Source organism: Flavobacterium frigidum (assembly GCF_048286795.2).
This window is the reverse complement of sequence record NZ_JBLVPT020000009.1, coordinates 94,190-112,441: the sequence shown is the minus strand read 5'-3', so window position 1 is coordinate 112,441 and position 18,252 is coordinate 94,190. Positions and strand designations below refer to the sequence as shown.

20 protein-coding genes are annotated in these 18,252 nt (G+C 33.0%); 14 read left to right on the top strand and 6 right to left on the bottom strand.

Features of this window, described 5'->3' with window-relative positions; genetic code table 11:
• Positions 1 to 113 precede the first annotated feature (113 nt).
• Complete coding sequence (locus ACNQGB_RS10720; protein ID WP_417944135.1) at positions 114 to 797, top strand: TlpA family protein disulfide reductase; 684 nt, start codon at positions 114 to 116, stop codon at positions 795 to 797.
• A gap of 178 nt (positions 798 to 975) precedes the next feature.
• Here ACNQGB_RS10720 and ACNQGB_RS10715 read toward each other — a convergent pair whose 3' ends face one another.
• On the bottom strand, positions 976 to 1,641 hold the full coding sequence (locus ACNQGB_RS10715; protein WP_417944134.1) for an alpha/beta hydrolase: 666 nt from the start codon (positions 1,639 to 1,641) through the stop codon (positions 976 to 978).
• Positions 1,642 to 1,759: 118 nt separating this feature from the next.
• On the opposite strand from ACNQGB_RS10715, the gene ACNQGB_RS10710 reads away from it, so the two are divergent.
• The gene (locus ACNQGB_RS10710; protein ID WP_417944133.1) at positions 1,760 to 2,476 is read left to right on the top strand and encodes a pirin family protein; all 717 of its coding nucleotides are present in this window, start codon (positions 1,760 to 1,762) and stop codon (positions 2,474 to 2,476) included.
• A gap of 16 nt (positions 2,477 to 2,492) precedes the next feature.
• The gene (locus ACNQGB_RS10705; RefSeq protein ID WP_417944132.1) at positions 2,493 to 2,777 is read left to right on the top strand and encodes a GNAT family N-acetyltransferase; all 285 of its coding nucleotides are present in this window, start codon (positions 2,493 to 2,495) and stop codon (positions 2,775 to 2,777) included.
• 58 nt (positions 2,778 to 2,835) lie between these two features.
• On the opposite strand, the gene ACNQGB_RS10700 is transcribed toward ACNQGB_RS10705, so the two are convergent.
• The 4 genes from ACNQGB_RS10700 to ACNQGB_RS10685 all read right to left on the bottom strand — a co-directional run bounded on the left by ACNQGB_RS10700 (position 2,836) and on the right by ACNQGB_RS10685 (position 7,587).
• Positions 2,836 to 4,470 carry an ABC-F family ATP-binding cassette domain-containing protein gene (locus ACNQGB_RS10700; protein WP_417944131.1) on the bottom strand — a complete coding sequence of 545 codons (1,635 nt, stop codon included), beginning with the start codon at positions 4,468 to 4,470 and terminating at the stop codon, positions 2,836 to 2,838.
• A 352-nt stretch (positions 4,471 to 4,822) separates the two neighbouring features.
• The gene (locus ACNQGB_RS10695; protein ID WP_417944130.1) at positions 4,823 to 5,632 is read right to left on the bottom strand and encodes an alpha/beta hydrolase; all 810 of its coding nucleotides are present in this window, start codon (positions 5,630 to 5,632) and stop codon (positions 4,823 to 4,825) included.
• Between the two features lie 272 nt (positions 5,633 to 5,904).
• Positions 5,905 to 7,080 (bottom strand): GlmU family protein, encoded by a 1,176-nt coding sequence (locus tag ACNQGB_RS10690; RefSeq protein ID WP_417944129.1) that lies wholly within the window; start codon positions 7,078 to 7,080, stop codon positions 5,905 to 5,907.
• A gap of 255 nt (positions 7,081 to 7,335) precedes the next feature.
• The gene (locus tag ACNQGB_RS10685) at positions 7,336 to 7,587 is read right to left on the bottom strand and encodes a type B 50S ribosomal protein L31 (protein WP_066077760.1); all 252 of its coding nucleotides are present in this window, start codon (positions 7,585 to 7,587) and stop codon (positions 7,336 to 7,338) included.
• Between the two features lie 240 nt (positions 7,588 to 7,827).
• Between ACNQGB_RS10685 and ACNQGB_RS10680 the strand changes: the two genes are divergently transcribed.
• The 11 genes from ACNQGB_RS10680 to ACNQGB_RS10630 all read left to right on the top strand — a co-directional run bounded on the left by ACNQGB_RS10680 (position 7,828) and on the right by ACNQGB_RS10630 (position 17,306).
• Entirely contained in the window at positions 7,828 to 8,358 is a 531-nt protein-coding gene (locus ACNQGB_RS10680; RefSeq protein ID WP_417944128.1) for a DUF4199 domain-containing protein, read from the top strand.
• A 6-nt stretch (positions 8,359 to 8,364) separates the two neighbouring features.
• A complete protein-coding gene (locus tag ACNQGB_RS10675; protein ID WP_417944127.1) occupies positions 8,365 to 9,327 on the top strand; it encodes a glycosyltransferase family 2 protein in 963 nt (320 codons plus the stop codon).
• A 31-nt stretch (positions 9,328 to 9,358) separates the two neighbouring features.
• Entirely contained in the window at positions 9,359 to 9,529 is a 171-nt protein-coding gene (locus ACNQGB_RS10670) for a hypothetical protein (protein ID WP_417944126.1), read from the top strand.
• Positions 9,530 to 9,763: 234 nt separating this feature from the next.
• A complete protein-coding gene (locus ACNQGB_RS10665; RefSeq protein ID WP_417944125.1) occupies positions 9,764 to 10,126 on the top strand; it encodes an ORF6N domain-containing protein in 363 nt (120 codons plus the stop codon).
• Between the two features lie 186 nt (positions 10,127 to 10,312).
• Positions 10,313 to 12,040: a phospho-sugar mutase gene (locus ACNQGB_RS10660; RefSeq protein ID WP_417944124.1), complete on the top strand. Its 1,728-nt coding sequence runs from the start codon at positions 10,313 to 10,315 to the stop codon at positions 12,038 to 12,040.
• Entirely contained in the window at positions 12,040 to 13,869 is a 1,830-nt protein-coding gene (locus tag ACNQGB_RS10655; protein ID WP_417944123.1) for an ABC transporter ATP-binding protein, read from the top strand. The genes ACNQGB_RS10660 and ACNQGB_RS10655 overlap by 1 nt, the downstream gene beginning before the upstream one ends.
• A 110-nt stretch (positions 13,870 to 13,979) precedes the next feature.
• Complete coding sequence (locus ACNQGB_RS10650) at positions 13,980 to 14,618, top strand: DUF2306 domain-containing protein (RefSeq protein ID WP_417944122.1); 639 nt, start codon at positions 13,980 to 13,982, stop codon at positions 14,616 to 14,618.
• Positions 14,619 to 14,954: 336 nt separating this feature from the next.
• Positions 14,955 to 15,656 carry a hypothetical protein gene (locus tag ACNQGB_RS10645; RefSeq protein WP_417944121.1) on the top strand — a complete coding sequence of 234 codons (702 nt, stop codon included), beginning with the start codon at positions 14,955 to 14,957 and terminating at the stop codon, positions 15,654 to 15,656.
• A 274-nt stretch (positions 15,657 to 15,930) separates the two neighbouring features.
• On the top strand, positions 15,931 to 16,170 hold the full coding sequence (locus ACNQGB_RS10640) for a hypothetical protein (RefSeq protein WP_417944120.1): 240 nt from the start codon (positions 15,931 to 15,933) through the stop codon (positions 16,168 to 16,170).
• A 125-nt stretch (positions 16,171 to 16,295) separates the two neighbouring features.
• On the top strand, positions 16,296 to 16,493 hold the full coding sequence (locus ACNQGB_RS10635) for a hypothetical protein (RefSeq protein WP_417944119.1): 198 nt from the start codon (positions 16,296 to 16,298) through the stop codon (positions 16,491 to 16,493).
• Positions 16,494 to 16,508: 15 nt separating this feature from the next.
• On the top strand, positions 16,509 to 17,306 hold the full coding sequence (locus ACNQGB_RS10630; protein WP_417944118.1) for a DUF3667 domain-containing protein: 798 nt from the start codon (positions 16,509 to 16,511) through the stop codon (positions 17,304 to 17,306).
• Between the two features lie 132 nt (positions 17,307 to 17,438).
• Here the strand turns inward: ACNQGB_RS10630 and ACNQGB_RS10625 are convergent, their stop codons facing one another.
• On the bottom strand, positions 17,439 to 18,161 hold the full coding sequence (locus ACNQGB_RS10625; RefSeq protein ID WP_417944117.1) for a hypothetical protein: 723 nt from the start codon (positions 18,159 to 18,161) through the stop codon (positions 17,439 to 17,441).
• Positions 18,162 to 18,252: the final 91 nt, after the last annotated feature.

Genomic DNA, 18,252 nt, shown 5'->3' with positions numbered 1-18,252 from the left:
TGTAGGTGGTTTTTTTATGAAATATGCTTTTCATCGTTTTTTTTTTACTGTTTAACGATTTTATTGATATTGGTTGATAAATAAAGATAAATTTATGCCATATAGTAAAAATTATGCAGATAAAATTACATATAATACTATTTTTCTTATATACTACCAGCATTTATGCGCAAGACAGCATTGTCTACTTTTCTGATGCTGTAAAACTAAATATTAAACCTTATCGCCTAGCAAGTACTTCAGCCTTTGAGAATAAGGACTCTGAAGAAGGAAAGCGATTATTTGATTCACTAGTTCAATACAAACTTAACGGCACTCGGTTTGATGATTTTACTATAAAAGGATATAAATCTAAAAAAGTCATCTTAAACAAAATAAAAAAAACAATTTTATTAGTCACCTACGCCAGTTGGTGCGTACGCAATAAAGGAGATGCTCCAGCATTAAATGAACTTGCCAACAAATACGCTAATGATTTACAAATTGTTGTTGTATTTTGGGATAAGCGGGAGAATTTGAAGAAAACGGTAAATCATTTCAACTCTAAAATTAAAATTTGCTACGCGAATGAGGCCTACAGAAATGACTTTAAAATCGTGGCCATTTTAAAACACACATTAGGATTGCCTGCCGCATATTTAATAGACGAAAATAAAAAAGTAGTCAATATCAACCGAATCAAAAATCAGAATAAAATTAAAATTTCTAAGGATGCGGCATTTGCTTTTAGCTACACTCTTTTTGAAGGAATTATTAGACCCATAAATACCAAATTAAGTTTAATTGACAAGCCTTAATCCTGATCCTGTTAATGTTTATAGTGCAGTTATCAAAAAAAAATCTATTCTACAACACTCCCTTTTACAGCAAAATGCGACAACCAATACGCCAACAATGAACAAGCACTTGCAATTCTATTAGTGATGAACTGAAAAAAAGTTTCACAAATAGTATCTTCTCACTAAGCACCCCATACTAAACACTGCCCGTACTGATTATACGCGGTAAATTCTCGTTTAACCATTTGTATTTATTTAAAATCATAATATGAGTGCCTCCCTTGACTACGATACAATCCTTAATATTTTTAATCGGAAAAACGTCATCCATATCGCCGTGAATGTGAATTACGCTTTCATCAATTACCGTTCTATCCCATAAAACAACTTGCTCTACAGCCCAATTGAGATACCTAATATCCCGAACAGACAAAAACTTTTCATATAACTTAAGGCGTTGGTTTACTTTTTCGCCAAAAGAAAATTTAGCCAAAGACTCTATATTCAAAATCAAACTCATCGGAATAAGTTTATAAGCTTTAGTTGTTTTGGCAAGTTTCAATCTTAGAGGGAATTCTAGATTACTTTTGACACTCGAAATAATAAGTACGTTGCGAGCATTAAGATGTTTTGACATTTCTTGAACCAGAATACCTCCAAACGAAACGCCAATTAAGACTGGATTTTCATGTTTAATTTTCTCAGAAATTCGCTTAGCATAATGAGTCAAAGATTCATTATCTAACGGAATTTCCCATTCTAATAAATAGATTTCAAATGTATCTTTTGGAAGTACAATTCGTTCAAAAATCAAAGCGCTGGCTGCCAATCCTGGCATAAAATAAACGGGAATTTTACTCATAACTGTTTTAACGATTTTATAACAACTTTACGCTTTTTTATGGTGAATTTTGTATGGTATAAAATTAATTTTTTTATCTGAACTTCGCGTATTATCAACTTTATATTAGCACTACTTTATGACTACACAATTATTCAAAGCCAATACAAGAGGCACTGCTGATTTCGGTTGGCTTAAAGCCAATTTTTCCTTTTCTTTTGGTAATTATTTCAATCCAGAGCGTGTACAATTCGGAAAATTGCGTGTATTAAATGATGATACCATTGCGGCCGGAGCTGGTTTTGGAACCCACGGTCATGCCAATATGGAGATTATTACCATACCACTCGAAGGCGGTTTGATGCACAAAGACAGTATGGGAAATGAAGGTGTTATTCGTTTTGGCGAAGTGCAAGTCATGAGTGCAGGAAGCGGTGTAGAACATTCTGAAATGAATGCTAGCGCTACAGAACATGCAAAAACACTGCAATTATGGGTTTTTCCTGACACTGAGGAAGTTGCGCCCAGATACGGCCAGAAATCATTTGATATTGAAAATCAAATCAATACCTTTGTTAACGTTGTTTCACCAAAGGATCAAAATGATGGTAACGCGCTTTGGGTTTACCAAAAAACTTTTTTTCACTTAGGAATATTTGACGCCAATAGCAACACAACATATCAGGTTCAAATTCCTAGTAACGGTGTTTATTTATTTTTAATCGAAGGCGAAATAACGGTTAATAATCAAATTTTAAAGGCAAGAGATGCCATGGGAATAACCAATTTTGATGCCTTTGACATCAGCATCAATTCCCAATCAAAAATACTTTTGGTCGAAGTACCAATGCAGTAGTAGCAATTCAATTCCTATGGAAATTAAAGACAATGCTTTTTCAAGACAATTTGAAACCACAACCGCACAAGGCTTAGTTACGGTGGAATACTCCTTTCAAGAAAAGAAAATATTCCTCACCAAAATACACGCTCCAGATGGCTACGAAGACGAGGAATTCCTTACTGATTTTTTAAAAAACATAATGGAAATTGCAATAGAACGAAAATTAAAAGTAGTACCTATTTTGCCCAAAATAGTAGTCTTTTTTAAGAAAAACCCCATTTACAAAGAATTACTTCCACCAGGAATTCGCCTATAAAAAAACGGCTGTGTCATTGAAAACACAGCCGTTTTTATTTATTACAAATTTACTAGAATTACTTTTCAATCTCGCGCATGCTTTCCATTTTCTTGTGAGCCAAGAAACCAGTGATGTCTTCAAAATGCTCTACAACTCGTTTATTTCCAAATTCAAAAACTTTAGTCGCCAATCCGTCAAGGAAATCCCTATCGTGAGAAACTAAAATTAAAGTTCCATCAAAATCACGTAAAGCATCTTTAATAATGTCTTTGGTTTTCATATCAAGGTGATTCGATGGCTCATCTAGAATCAATACATTAACTGGCTCGAGCAATAATTTTATCATTGCCAAACGGGTTTTCTCTCCACCAGAAAGTACTTTTACCTTCTTGGTAACATCGTCTCCTTGAAACATAAAAGCACCTAAAATATCTTTGATTTTTGTTCGCACATCACCAACAGCAATGTCGTCTATAGTTTCAAAAATAGTAGCGTTTTCATCTAATAACGAAGCTTGGTTTTGCGCAAAATAACCAATTTGTGCGTTGTGCCCAACTTCTAAACTTCCACCATTAATTTCAATTTCTTTCATAATGGCTTTGATCATCGTAGATTTTCCTTCACCATTTTTCCCCACGAAAGCGACTTTTTCGCCTCTTTCAATAACAATATTGGCATCTTTGAAAACAACATGATCTCCGTATGATTTTGACAAATCTTTTACGATTACTGGATATTGTCCAGAACGTGCTGCTGGTGGAAATTTTAATTTTAGTGCTGATGTATCTACCTCATCAACTTGAACTATAACTAATTTCTCTAGCATTTTTACACGCGATTGCACGGCATCGGTTTTAGAAAATGTCCCTTTAAAACGGTCAATAAAAGTCCGGTTATCCGCAATCATGCGTTGTTGCTCGTCATAGGCTTTTTGCTGGTGAACCCTTCTGTCTTTTCTTAATTCTAAATAATGAGAATATTTAGCTTTATAGTCATAAATACGTCCCATCGTTACTTCAATAGTCCGATTAGTAATATTATCTACAAAAGCTCTATCGTGTGAAATAACTACGACAGCTTTAGCTGAATTAATCAAAAAATCCTCTAACCATTGAATACTTTCGATATCCATGTGGTTGGTGGGCTCATCTAGCAAAATTAAATCTGGTTTTTGTAATAGGATTTTAGCGAGTTCAATTCGCATTCTCCAACCTCCCGAAAATTCTGTAGTTTGACGGTTAAAGTCTTCCCTAACAAATCCTAGACCCAGTAGAATTTTCTCTACTTCGGCTTCGTAATTTACTTCTTCAATCGCATAAAATTTCTCACTAAGGTCCGAAACGCGTTCGATCAATTTCATGTAGGCATCACTTTCATAATCGGTACGAATCGTTAATTGCTCATTGATTTCGTCTATTTCGGCTTTCATACCAAAGATTTCACCAAACGCTTTTGAGGTCTCTTCCATAACCGTTGCGCCATCAGTAGCCAATAAATGCTGAGGCAAATAAGCTACTATAGCATCTTTTGGCGCCGAGATATTACCGGTTGAGGGCTTGCTTTGTCCTGCAATTATCTTAAGAAGAGTCGATTTTCCTGCTCCATTTTTACCCATAAGGGCAATTTTATCATTTTCATTTATGGCAAAGGAAACGTCACTAAAAAGAGTTGTTCCACCAAATTGTACGGAAATATCGTTAACTGTAATCATTCAGATTTTTAGATTTTTAGACTGCTTAGACTTCTAGACTCTCAGCAAGATTTTTTTGAAAGTGCAAAGATAGCTTAAATAAGGAATTGAGCAATTATTAATTTTTTATGCCAGAAACTAAAAACCGCTAATTCACGAATTTAAAATTTGCGAATTAGCGGGATTTTTTTGAATAAATTCAATGTTACGATACAACCCATAAATTGTTATATCTATTTACTACTAAAATGGATTTAAAAAAAAACTCTACATTAAGAGATATAAACCCTATTTTCTTTGTACTTCCAAAATATGTTTTAACATTAACTTTTTTTATTTTTTAGAATAAAATAACTTTACTTCATTATTTACATTACTTAGATAGTACGTTGTTCAGGTCCGAAAGATATTCTTGATTCTCACTCATACCTATATGACCTTGGTTTTTCAAAATATAAAAGCAATCATTTGGTTTTAGCATTTTACTCAATTCTACAGAGTTATACATTGGAATTATGTTGTCTATATCTCCGTGAAAAATATAAATAGGCGCTTTAACTTTTGTTATAAATATATTGGTTTCAAATTTAAATTTCTTTAAAAAATCAGGAACAAATGGAACTCTGGTTTCTGAATATTCCAAAAAATTATAATATGGCGCTTGCAATATCAAACTTTTAGGATTTGATCGTGATGACAAATAGGTTGCTGGTCCAGTCCCTATTGAATAGCCTATGACAGTTATTTTATCTTCTTTGTACTTTGACAATAATTTTTGATATGCAAACAAAACATCATTGTTAATCTGCGCCTCATTTTCAACTACTCCTTCACTTTTCCCGAATCCTCTGTAATCTAAAATAAAAATATCATATCCTAAATCATTATATATACTTGCAATATTTCCCCATGTATCTAAGGCTCCCGAATTTCCATGTAAATAAAACAGTAACCCCTTTGGTTTTTTAATCTTGAACAAAATTCCGTGTAACTTTACATTATCATATGATGGAATAGAAAGTTCTTCAAAATCCCCTTCAAATTCAAATTTATAATCGCTCGGAAGTTTTGAAGCATTAAAAATCATTTCTCCTTGATAAAAATAAACATACAATAATATCAGTGCATAAATAAATCCTAAAAAACCAAAAAGTGTAACCAAAACAAATTTGATTGTTTTCATGTAATTATATTTAAATTAAGAAACGCGAAAAATAATTAATAGTGAACAAAAAATAAATTTAGTAAACTTAAATATAAACAACAATCTCAAACCATTTCCTAAGAGATCAAAAATTTAATCAGTTTAAATAAATTTTCCGAAATCAAATTGAAACCATATTAGCCAATTGCTAATTATTACTACTCCTATAGAAAAATTGCCAATAAGCATCTTTTATAATTAGCGAATTGGCGGCTGATTAATGGCTTTATATTTTTTTTAAAAAGAAGCATTTATTCTTTTCTCCACTTCTTTGTTTCCTCAAAAACGTGTTCTAAAATCGCTGCTTCTCTTTCGTCAAAGTCAACGTTTCTTCGACTCATGACCAATCGAGCGGTTTCAAAAGCTTTTTTAGTGATGTAAGTCGTAAAACCCGAAGCTCCTCCCCACGAAAAACTAGGTACAAAATTACGTGGAAATCCACTACCAAAAATATTAGCACTTACTCCTACTACCGTACCAGTATTAAACATGGTATTGATGCCGCACTTGCTATGATCTCCCATCATCAAGCCACAAAACTGAAGTCCAGTTTTGGCAAAACCTTCGGTTTCGTAACTCCACAATTTTACCTCTTCGTAATTGTTTTTTAGATTCGAATTGTTACTGTCTGCACCAATATTACACCATTCTCCCAGAACAGAATTCCCTAGAAATCCATCGTGTCCTTTATTAGAATAGCCAAATAAAACGGAATTATTTACTTCGCCACCTATTCTAGAATGTGGCCCAACTGTTGTTGCTCCATACACTTTTGAGGCCAATTTTACTTGTGCATGATCACACAAGGCAAACGGACCCCTAATTACGGAGCCTTCCATAATTTCGGCATCCTTCCCAATGTATATCGGACCCGTTGATGCATTTAGAGTAACGAATTCTAACTTGGCGCCTTCCTCAATAAATATATTTTCAGGCGCAATAACATTCACGCTTTTAGGAATAGGTTGTGACTTTCTATCTTCAGTCAAGAATTCAAAATCCTCCCGAATAGCTGCGTCATTATTGGAGAAAATATCCCAAGTGTTTTGAACTGTCAAGCAATCTTCGTTGTACTCTATAATTTCGTAGGTGTCAAAATCTACTTCTTCTTGTTCATCATCAGTATAAAAAGCAATGACTTCCTCGCCTTTAAAAATAGCTTGATTGGGTTCTAAATTACTTACCATTTCGGCCAAAACGTCGTTGGGCAAAAAAGAGGCATTGATCATCACGTTGACCTCTAATTCAACCATTGGAAATTTCTCTGACAAATATTCTTCTGTTAACGTAGTTGTGGTAGAACCCAGACGCATTTCCCATTTTTGACGAATGGTCATAATACCAATTAAAATATCAGCAACAGGGCGTGTGAAAGTAAAAGGCAATAAAGCGTTTCTTGCAGGTCCGTCAAAAAGTATATAATTCATTGTATCGTGTTTCAAATTTTATAAAGGTTCAAAGTTACAAAGATTTGAATAGCAATAAAAATAAAAGACTCTCTTGGGAAAACACGGAAGTTTAAAAAATTAAGTGCTATACTTTTTTTTGAACCATTAAGGCATTAAGAGTATTAAGGTTGTTGCAAAACTAAAATCAATAGCAACAAAGCAAAAAATAATTGTTTGCGCATAAAAAAGCCCCGCAAATTGCGAGGCTTTCTGTATCTTGAAAACAAGTTAAAATTATTTAGCGTGTTTAGCGTATTTAGTTTTAAATTTATCGATTCGTCCTGCAGTATCAATAAGTTTAGATTTACCTGTGTAAAAAGGGTGAGACGTTCTAGAGATCTCCATTTTTACAACTGGGTATTCAACACCATCAACTGTTAATGTTTCTCTTGTATCTGCAGTGGATTTCGTGATAAAAACTTCGTCGTTTGACATGTCTTTAAATGCAACTAATCTGTAATTTTCTGGGTGAATTCCTTTTTTCATCTTGTTAATCTTTTTTATTTGTTAATTATAAGGGACTTTGAAGCTTTTCTTGTAACAGAAAAGGTATAAATCACATATAACTTTTTGTTTTACACTTTTATTTTGAGTGTGCAAATTTACACTATTTTTTCAATAAACAAATCTTTGTTTCACTTTTTTTATATAATCGTAAAAAGCGATTTTTAGCTACGAATATATTGGGAATTGCTATATTTGTCGATTAATTCTAAAACAATCAAAATGATCAACGAAATTATTAAAAAGAATGGGATAACCTACGGTGTAATAATTGGAGCTATACTATCATTAATAACTGCTTTTATGTATGCAGTAGATCTTGAATTATTCATCGCTTGGTGGACTACACTTTTAAGTTTTTCAGTTTTCATAATCATACCTATTATAATGCTTTCAAAAACAAAGAAAGAGTTAAATGGAATATTTTCTTTTAAAGATGCCTTCACTAATTATTTTATTGCAGCAACAATAGGAGTGCTTATTTCTGTTGCATTCAAAATCATTTTATTTAATTTTATTGATCCTTCTGTAAAAGAAACGCTTCTAGACTTAACTATAAAATATCTGATTAGTACTTCTGAAAAATTTGGAGTTCCTGCGTCTTCGTTAAACGAAACTATTTCTAAACTAAGAGAAACGGATCCTTATTCAATTGTAGAGCAATTGAAAGGTTCCATTTTCGCCCTCTTTTTTTGCGCAATATTAGGATTAGTAATGGCAGCATTCTTTAAAAGTAAATCTACACAAGAATAAAAATTAATGAATCTATCTATCCTCATACCGCTTCTTAACGAAGAGGAATCACTCAATGAACTCTATAATTGGATCATACAAGTGATGCAATCTCATAGTTACAGTTACGAAATCATTTTTCTAGATGATGGCAGTACTGATAATTCATGGACTATTATCGATGGATTTGCTCAACAAAACCCTAACGTTAAGGGCGTTCGTTTCATGAAAAATTTTGGAAAATCGCAGGCCTTGCATGCTGGTTTTGCTAAGGCTAAAGGTGATGTCATTATTACTATGGATGCCGATTTGCAAGACAGTCCTGAGGAAATTCCTGGCTTGTATGATATGATTGTTAACGGTAAGTACGATTTGGTTTCGGGTTGGAAAAAGAAACGTTACGATTCTGTTGTAGCTAAAAATCTGCCTTCTAAATTATTTAATTGGGCGGCACGGAAAACATCGGGTGTGGAATTGAATGATTTCAATTGCGGTTTGAAAGCGTATAAGAATATTGTAGTAAAAAACATTGAAGTTTCGGGTGAAATGCACCGTTACATTCCTGTATTGGCTAAGAATGCTGGTTTTGGAAAAATTGGTGAAAAAGTAGTGCAACACCAAGCCCGAAAATATGGTGAAACTAAATTTGGAATGGAACGTTTTGTAAACGGTTTTCTGGATTTAATTACCATTTGGTTCCTTTCTCGTTTTGGAAAAAGACCGATGCACCTTTTTGGTGCCATGGGATCCTTGATGTTCATTATAGGATTTATGCTTGCTGGTTATATAGGTATTTCAAAATTATACCACATGTATAATGATATGCGCTACAGCTTGGTAACGAATAATCCTTGGTTTTTCATTGCCTTGACCACAATGGTTTTGGGAACACAATTATTTCTAGCTGGATTCCTTGGTGAAATCATTTTGCGAACCAAAAATAATGAGGAGCGCTATAAAATTTCAGATACTGCTAATATCATTGAATAAAATTGTTTAATATAAATAAACTATCATTAATATGGAAATTGAATATCTGATTAAATTTTTAAAACAGTCAAGTGGTCAAGTATTTTCAAAAAGAGATGCTTCATTTTTATGGATGATGCAAAGACAAACACAAACACTTATAGATAGAGGGGCTATTGAAGAGTTAATTATTGATGGAGAAGTGTTTTATAAATTATTGTAGAGTTACTGAAAATAAAATTTTTTTTAACAAAAAAGTGACGACCATTCTGTACAAAAATGCCTCTTAAGTAAAAATATTTTAATTAGAATTAATAATTAAATCAAATTACCATATTATAAAACTTAATTCTTATACCCTAATAAAGTGCTTCAAGGTAGCTTTCTTTGATTTTGAAGTAATAACTAGAAACTCTAATTTAGAATACTTTTTTTATTAATTAACATTTAGAAATAGATGGAAATAGAAGTTATACAAAATAAAATATTTGAGATTCGAGGTCAAAAAGTAATGCTTGACTTTGATTTAGCCTTGCTATACAACGTTGAAAATAAAGCATTAAAACAGGCAATAAGAAGAAACATTACTCGATTTCCTGTAGATTTTATGTTTGAACTTACAGAAATTGAGTTCAATACTTTGAGGTCACAAATTGTTACCTCAAAAAGAGGTGGTGTTCGGTACATGCCTTTTGCCTTTACAGAACAAGGAATAGCAATGCTTTCCAGTGTTTTAAGCAGTGAAAAGGAAAATCCTCACCCCAACCCTCTCCAAAGGAGAGGGAGACGAAACCGGAAGTTTTTGTTGCATGCTGATTAATAATTTTTTATCGAACTAGAATTCTAAAAATAACGAAGAAAAAAACTAAAATTGGTTATAAAAACTGATTTTCAATGTTAACGTGACTAGCCCTGATAGTAGTGGAAATCCTTTTATTCGCCGCGGCGAATAAAAGATTGCAACGTATAGCAGGAAAAAGCTCCTAAAAATTAAAAAAAACATACGATGGAAATCAAACAAAACATATTGGATGCCGTGAATGAGTGGTTCACCCCAACATTTGACACCGCTACTCAAGAGGCGATAAAAGATATAATGACGACTTCTCCCAAAGACTTGGAAGAGCGATTTTATAAAAATCTAGAATTTGGAACCGGAGGAATGCGCGGTATTATGGGTGTGGGAAACAATCGCATTAATAAATACACGCTTGGAAAAAGTACACAAGGACTTTCGGATTACATGCACAGTGCATTTCCTAACCAACCTTTGAAAGCAGCAATTGCGTATGATTGCCGTCATAATAGTGATACCTTAGCGAAAGTAGTGGCGGATGTTTTTTCGGCAAACGGCATTGAAGTATTCTTATTTTCGGAGATGAGACCTACGCCGGAGTTGTCTTTTGCTGTGAAACATTTAGGTTGTCAATGCGGTATTGTACTTACGGCTTCGCACAATCCGCCAGAGTATAACGGATATAAAGTATACTGGCAAGATGGTGGCCAAATTGTACCACCAGAAGATAAAGGCATTATTGATGTAATTGAGAATTTAAATTACGATCAGATCAAGTTTACGGCCAATGAAGATTTAATTCATTATATCGATAAGGATATTGATGAAGCTTTTATAAAATCGACTATTGAAAACGCAAGTTTTGGTACTTCGGCTGACGCCAAAAAAGAACTGAATATAGTTTTTACCTCTTTGCACGGTACTTCTATAAAATTAGTTCCAGATACTTTATCGCAAGCGGGTTATTCACAAGTACATATTGTAGAAGAACAGCGCGTACCAAATGGTGATTTCCCTACGGTAAAGTCTCCGAATCCTGAAGAGCCAGAAGCATTGACGATGGCACTAGCATTAGCAGATAAAACAAATGCAGATATTGTGGTAGGAACCGATCCTGATTGTGACCGTTTAGGGGTTGCTGTTAGAGATAATAATGGCAAAATGACTTTGCTAAACGGCAATCAAACTATGATTTTGATGACTGCTTTCCTACTTGAAGAATGGAAAAAAGCGGGAAAAATTAACGGAAAACAATTTGTAGGCTCGACCATTGTATCAACACCTATGATGATGGAACTAGCGACAAACTACGATGTAGAATGTAAAGTGGGGTTGACTGGTTTTAAATGGATTGCCAAGATGATCAAAGATTTTCCCGAGCTTGAATTTATAGGTGGTGGTGAAGAAAGTTTTGGATATATGGTTGGCGATGCAGTGCGTGATAAAGATGCTGTAGCGGCTACCTTATTGATTTGCGAATTAGCGGCTCAAGCCAAAGCGAAAGGAAGCTCCGTTTATAAAGAACTACTTAAACTTTATGTTGATAACGGATTTTACAAAGAGCATTTAGTTTCATTGACCAAAAAAGGAATGGACGGTTTGCAAGAAATCAATCAGATGATGATTGACATGAGAGAAAATCCATTGAAAGAAATTAACGGACAGCGTGTCATTATGCTCGAAGATTATCAATCCTCTATCGCAAAAAACTTGCTGGACGGAAGCGAATCTGAGATGGTTATTCCAAAATCGAATGTGTTAATTTATTACACTGAAGATGGATCTAAAATTTGCGCCAGACCAAGTGGAACCGAACCAAAGATAAAATTCTATATTAGTGTAAATACAGAATTAAACGCTGTTGAAGATTTTGACGAAGTAGAAGCTGATCTAGACAACAAGATCAAAAACATAATTACTGCAATGCAATTGAACTAATGGATGCAAACCTAAAAAAATTATTTCCTTTTACTAAACCGTATCAGTCCCATATTACTTGGAATGTGATTTACAACATATTGTATGCGTTGTTTAGCACTATTTCTATGTTGACACTGTTTCCGGTTTTACAGGTACTTTTTGGAAAAACAGAAAAAGTATTAGCTCAGCCTGTATACGCAGGAATAGGAAGTATTAAAGAATACGTAATTGATTATTTGAATTACAAAATTTCAACTTTATCAGCAGGAGAAAGTACTGAAATCGTATTACTTTTTGTAGTAGCAATGGTTATAACCACATTTTTTATTAAAAATTTATTCAATTATTTGGCTTCCTATCATATCATGCACCTGAAAAATGGCGTTTTGAAAGATTTGAGACAGTCGATGTATGATAAAATTATTGAGTTGCCCATTTCATACTATTCAGAAAAACGAAAAGGAGATATGATGGCGCGCATGCTAGGTGATGTCAATGAGGTTCAAAATTCATTTTTCTCTATTTTAGAATTAGTGGTAAAAGAGCCTTTAACTATCATTTTTGCTTTAGGAATGATGTTTGCCATCAGTACTAAATTAACTTTATTTGTCTTGATATTCATGCCAATTTCGGGATATATTATTTCAAAATTAGCGAAGAATTTAAGAGCACAATCACTGGAAGCCCAAAAAGAAAGTGGATCACTCATATCAGTTGTAGAGGAAACGTTAGGCGGTCTGAAAGTTATAAAAAGTTACAATGCCGAACCTTCTTTTAAAAGTAGATTTAACGATTCAGTGACGCGATTATTGAATTTAACGAACAGTATAGGAAGCCGCAACAACTTGGCTACGCCATTAAGCGAATTTCTGGGTGTAACTACTATTGCCATTTTACTTTTTTACGGAGGCCTTTTAGTTTTAAATGACAAAACATTAGATGGCGCTTCTTTTATTGTCTATTTGACATTAGCGTTTAACATCCTTACTCCGGCGAAAGCGATTTCCAAAGCATCGTATTCAGTTAAAAATGGATTGGCCGCTGCAGAACGTGTTTTTGAAGTATTAGATGTAGAAAACGAAATCACCTCTAAAGAAAATGCCATTCAAAAACATTCATTTGAATCAGATATTACTATTTCAAACATCAACTTTAAGTACGAGGATGAAAACGTTTTAAAAGACTTTTCGCTTAAAGTTAAAAAAGGTCAAACAGTAGCGCTAGTGGGACAATCCGGTAGTGGAAAAAGTACCATTGCCAACTTGCTAACCCGTTTTTATGATGTACATGAAGGAACGATTACTATTGATGGAATAAACATTAAAGACCTCCATTTAAACTCGCTTCGCGGATTAATGGGTTTGGTAACACAGGACAGTATCTTGTTTAACGATACCATAAAAGCGAATATTTCATTGGGGAAACCGGATGCAACTGATGAGGAAATTATTGAAGCCCTGAAAATTGCAAATGCATTTGAGTTTGTAAAAGATTTACCAAAAGGCATTCATACTAACATTGGCGATAGCGGAAACAAACTTTCTGGTGGACAAAAACAGCGATTATCTATTGCGCGCGCGGTCTTGAAAAATCCTCCAATTATGATTCTAGATGAAGCCACATCTGCATTGGATACAGAAAGTGAGAAATTTGTTCAGGTCGCTTTAGAAAACATGATGCAAAACAGAACTTCAATTGTGATCGCACACCGACTCTCAACCATTCAAAAAGCAGATGTGATTGTGGTAATGAAAAAAGGAAGAATTGTAGAGCAAGGAAATCATGAAGAGCTGATTGCGCTTCAAGGTGTTTACAACAAACTAGTAAGCTTACAAACGCTTGAGTAGTTAAATTATATAACTGAGAACTCTATTAAGACAATTCAGTATAGAATTTTTAAAGGTTATGTAAGATAGAGATATATTTACATAACCTTTATTATTTAAAACCAAGTATAATGCTTTTCAAAATTATTTTAATCTTTCACATCCTTTCTGGATTTATCGGTTTACTTATAGGCACAATTGTTTTAATTCGAAAGAAAGGAGATGCTATTCATGAAAAACTTGGCAAAGTATTTACTTTTGCAATGGTTTCAACCGGATTGTGTGCTTTTTACCTTTCGTTTACGCATCTTAACTTATTCCTTTTTATAGTAGGCATATTTACAATTTATCTATCTATTTCAGGTTATAGAATGCTTCATTTGAAAAAGGCTCATCTAGGTCAAAAACCTCAAACCGGTGATGCTTTTTTGACAATTTTAATACTTATTTCCAGTACTATCTTCTTTTATATTGGATTTAAATACGTAATGTCAAAACAATTTTTCGGGATAATTTACTTTCTTTTTGGAAGTGTTAGTATGCTATTATGTTATGTTGAATACAAAGCGTACTCACGAAAAGTAACTGACATATTATACGGCTTGAAAAATCACATTGGCCGCATGACAGGCGCATACATTGCTGCCTTTGCCGCATTTGTTGTTGTGAACAATACTTTTTTGCCAGATGTATTAGCGTGGAGTTTCCCCGGAATTATTGGCGGTATATTCGTTGGTAGAACACTACGAAAATTGAAAACTAATCAATAAAAGAAAATACCCTATTAGAACTATTGCTTTTACTTTCCTTTTTATGCAAAAGAAAATAAATATAGCCGACTAAAACAACAATGCTGAAAGTGCAGCGATTGCAACAAAAACGAAAGACGAAATTAAATCCATAAATAATTTAACCACAACTGGTTTTATAGCTGAATATGACTTTCTATTTTGGAGAATTGAAAATCTTAAAAAAATCTAAACCATAAAAGCTATTTGTACAAAATCATTATAAAAAACAAGCGCTTACATCATAATTCTAAATTAAATTGATCAACTTTACATGTCTTATTACTTACTGTCTCTACAATTTTTTAAATAATTTAAATGTATATCAACAATTCGGCTATCAAACTTCCTACAGATCCCAACACCGTGGTTTGGAAATACCTTGATTTGTCTAAGTTTTTAGATTTATTGCTGTCGCAAAAACTATTCATGTCACGATCTGATAAATTCGAAGATCAGTATGAAGGTACTTTTAGCGAACCTACTTTTGAGGAGATTAAAAAACTATCGATTGATAATCCCGACTTTTTAAAATACTATAAAATACATCGGGAGAAAGTAGCCATTAGTAGCTGGCACATCAATGAATACGAATCTTTTGCCATGTGGCAGATCTTTACGCAAAATAGCGAAGGCTTGGCAATTCAATCGACAATTGGACGTTTGCAGGAAGCATTGGCACCAGAAACAAATTTCAATCAATATATCGGCGAAGTAAATTATATTGATTACAAAAAAGAACACATTCCGTTTGACGATTTATTTTTTCCTTTTCTATTCAAACGGAAAAGTTTTCAATACGAAGGTGAAGTACGCATCCTGACTGATATTGGCGACAGTACAGTAAAAATCAACGAAGGTTTAAAAATCAATGTTGATATTAACGTATTAATCGAAAAAATATATATTCATCCCAAATCTGAAAACTGGTATAAAAATTTGGTTATTCAGTTAGTAAAACAACTGGGATTTGATTTCACCATTGAAAAATCAGATTTGGAAAGCGATATTTTGATTTGAATCAAAAACTTCGAAAAATTGCAATTGGATGGAACCATTTTAGGATCTTTCCAAATTAACAAATCAAGATTCTTTATAATTTTGATGATAATGCTACTTTTTACTTTATCACCCAATTAATCTCACGATAATTATTGTAATATCAAATTATTAGGAGAGAAAAATAGTAACATCACAACTATACTTTATTTGAAACAAGTAGGGATTATTTATTATTTTGATGTATTTTCGCATCAAAACTGCAACAAATTCGATAATCAAAAAAATAAAACAGATGAATTTAAAAAACTTGACTAACGAAGAACTATCAATAGAATATAATAAAAGAAAATCAACGCGCACATTTGCTGGATTTTATGTTGGAATATTTATTGGTATTGCAGTTTGGAGTACCGCGACAAACGGACTTGGATTTTTAACTTTCTTGCCCATTTTGGTGGGATATTTTTTCACAAAAGCAGGTTCGAATTACAATGAGATTAAACAAGAAATGTCGTTTAGAAAAAGTAATTAGTAAGACATTTTTAAGCTATTGCAAATCAAAAAACTAACTATCTATAAAATTTAAATTAACTCGCAAGTATGAAAAAAAACTTAGCAGAATTATCAAACGAATAACTTTTAAAAAAAAGAGATTTGATGAAAGGAGTAGCAATTGGGTTTTCAATAATATATCTTTTTGTTTTGGCTCTCATCCTTTACCTTCTCCTTACAAGAGGTTTTAAAAATATTTCATTTGTTGTATTCGTCCCAATTTTCCTTTCACCTACAATATTAATGCCTTTACTGCTCTATTTTGGAATGCTAAAAAAAGAGATTAAATCAAGACAACTTTAATTTACCTCAACATCAATGGACCAAAATTGCCAAAACTGTAGCACACTAATTTTAAATAACTTCTGCGATAATTGTGGTCAGAAAAAATTTAAAAAAATAGATAGAAAATATATTTGGGATGAAATTCAATATACTTTTTTACACACTAACAAAGGTTTTTTATACTCTGTAAAAAATATTATCAAGAATCCAGGGAAAACAGCGAGAGCTTTTATTGATGGGAATAGAGTAAATCATTACAAACCAATATTGTTAGTATTTGTGTTAAGTGGTATCTCCACTTTTATATCTGTAAAAATAATTGGTTTTGAGAAAATCATGAGTGCTTTTTATGCCAAGGAAAATCTCACCTCTGCATACATGAATGACGTAATTACCTTTCTTAAAAGTTACAATTCAATTTTAATGTTACTGCTTGTACCCGTTTTTGCCTTAACAACCAAACTTGCGTTTAGAAAATGGGGAAATAACTATTATGAACACGTAGTAATAAATGCTTATATCGTATGTGTTTACACTCTTTTTAGCATATTGATAATTAGTCCGTTACTATTTATTTTCAAAAATAATATGGACTACTTTACAGTGATCTCAAGTTTGACAATGTTAAGTATTCCTTTTATTTTGGTTTGGTTTTTCAAAGGATTTTATCCCATCAAGCCACTAAAAAGTATTATTGGCCGTGTGCTTTTAACTTTTACTTTCTTATGCACTTTGTTTGTACTTATAATGATACTTTTGATCATTGGTGGTGTTGTTTTTGCCATGATCGCTGGTCCAGAATCATTAGAGTATTTCAAGCCAAAACAATAGCGTAACGTGCTGGTAAAAGTCAAAATTATTGGTGAAAAATCCGATCATACAATTGGTGAAACAACTGGGTTTTGATTTCACCATTGAAAAATCAGATTTGGAAAGCGATATTTTGATTTAGAACAAAGCGTATTAAACCGGCTCGTAACCTATAATTTTCCATTCTTTTTTAGACAAATCAATGAAGTAGTAATTTACTACGTCTTTCTTATCAAACTGTCCGTTTTTGTTGGTATCTTCAACCGTTCTATAGTACAAACGGTTATTGGATTCAATCAATTTCCAATCGATTAATTCCTGAAAATCAGATGATATTTTAGTGAATTTTTCACCGCTGATTTTGCTTAAATACAATGCTTTAATATCACTCGTATCCAATTTTCCATCTTTATTCGTATCCATGTCCACCATCGTGTACACCATAATCTGGTTATTGGTTTTATTTGCAACCGACTTTAAATAGGTGGCTGTTTGAATCAAAACAGGCTTTTCTGTTAGTTTTTTAATAGAATCGGAATCTACTTTTTGAAATTTTAAATTTTGCAAGAAACCCGTGATTTCAAATTCACCATAATTCGATATCGTAAAACTCAAATCATTTACACTAGAAGAACCATATCTGGACTTCACGCCACGTTCCCGAATACTTAAATCCCCAACAGGATGAATTAAATAATCTGTTCCTTCCATTTGCAATGGCAAATCAGCAATTTGAATTTGAGTAGAATCCGCCTTAACTAGCTCTCTTGCTTTGCTAGTTTCATCGTAGGTCACTTTGGGTTTTTCAACTTCCTCTTTGCAACTGGCTAAAAGCAAAATTGCGATTCCTACTATTGTTATATGTAGTTTTTTCATTTTGTTGTACTATTAATATCCAAATGTAATCATTTTTAAAAACCGTAACGGTATTAGCCACTTGATTTAACTATTTATAATTGGGTCAACT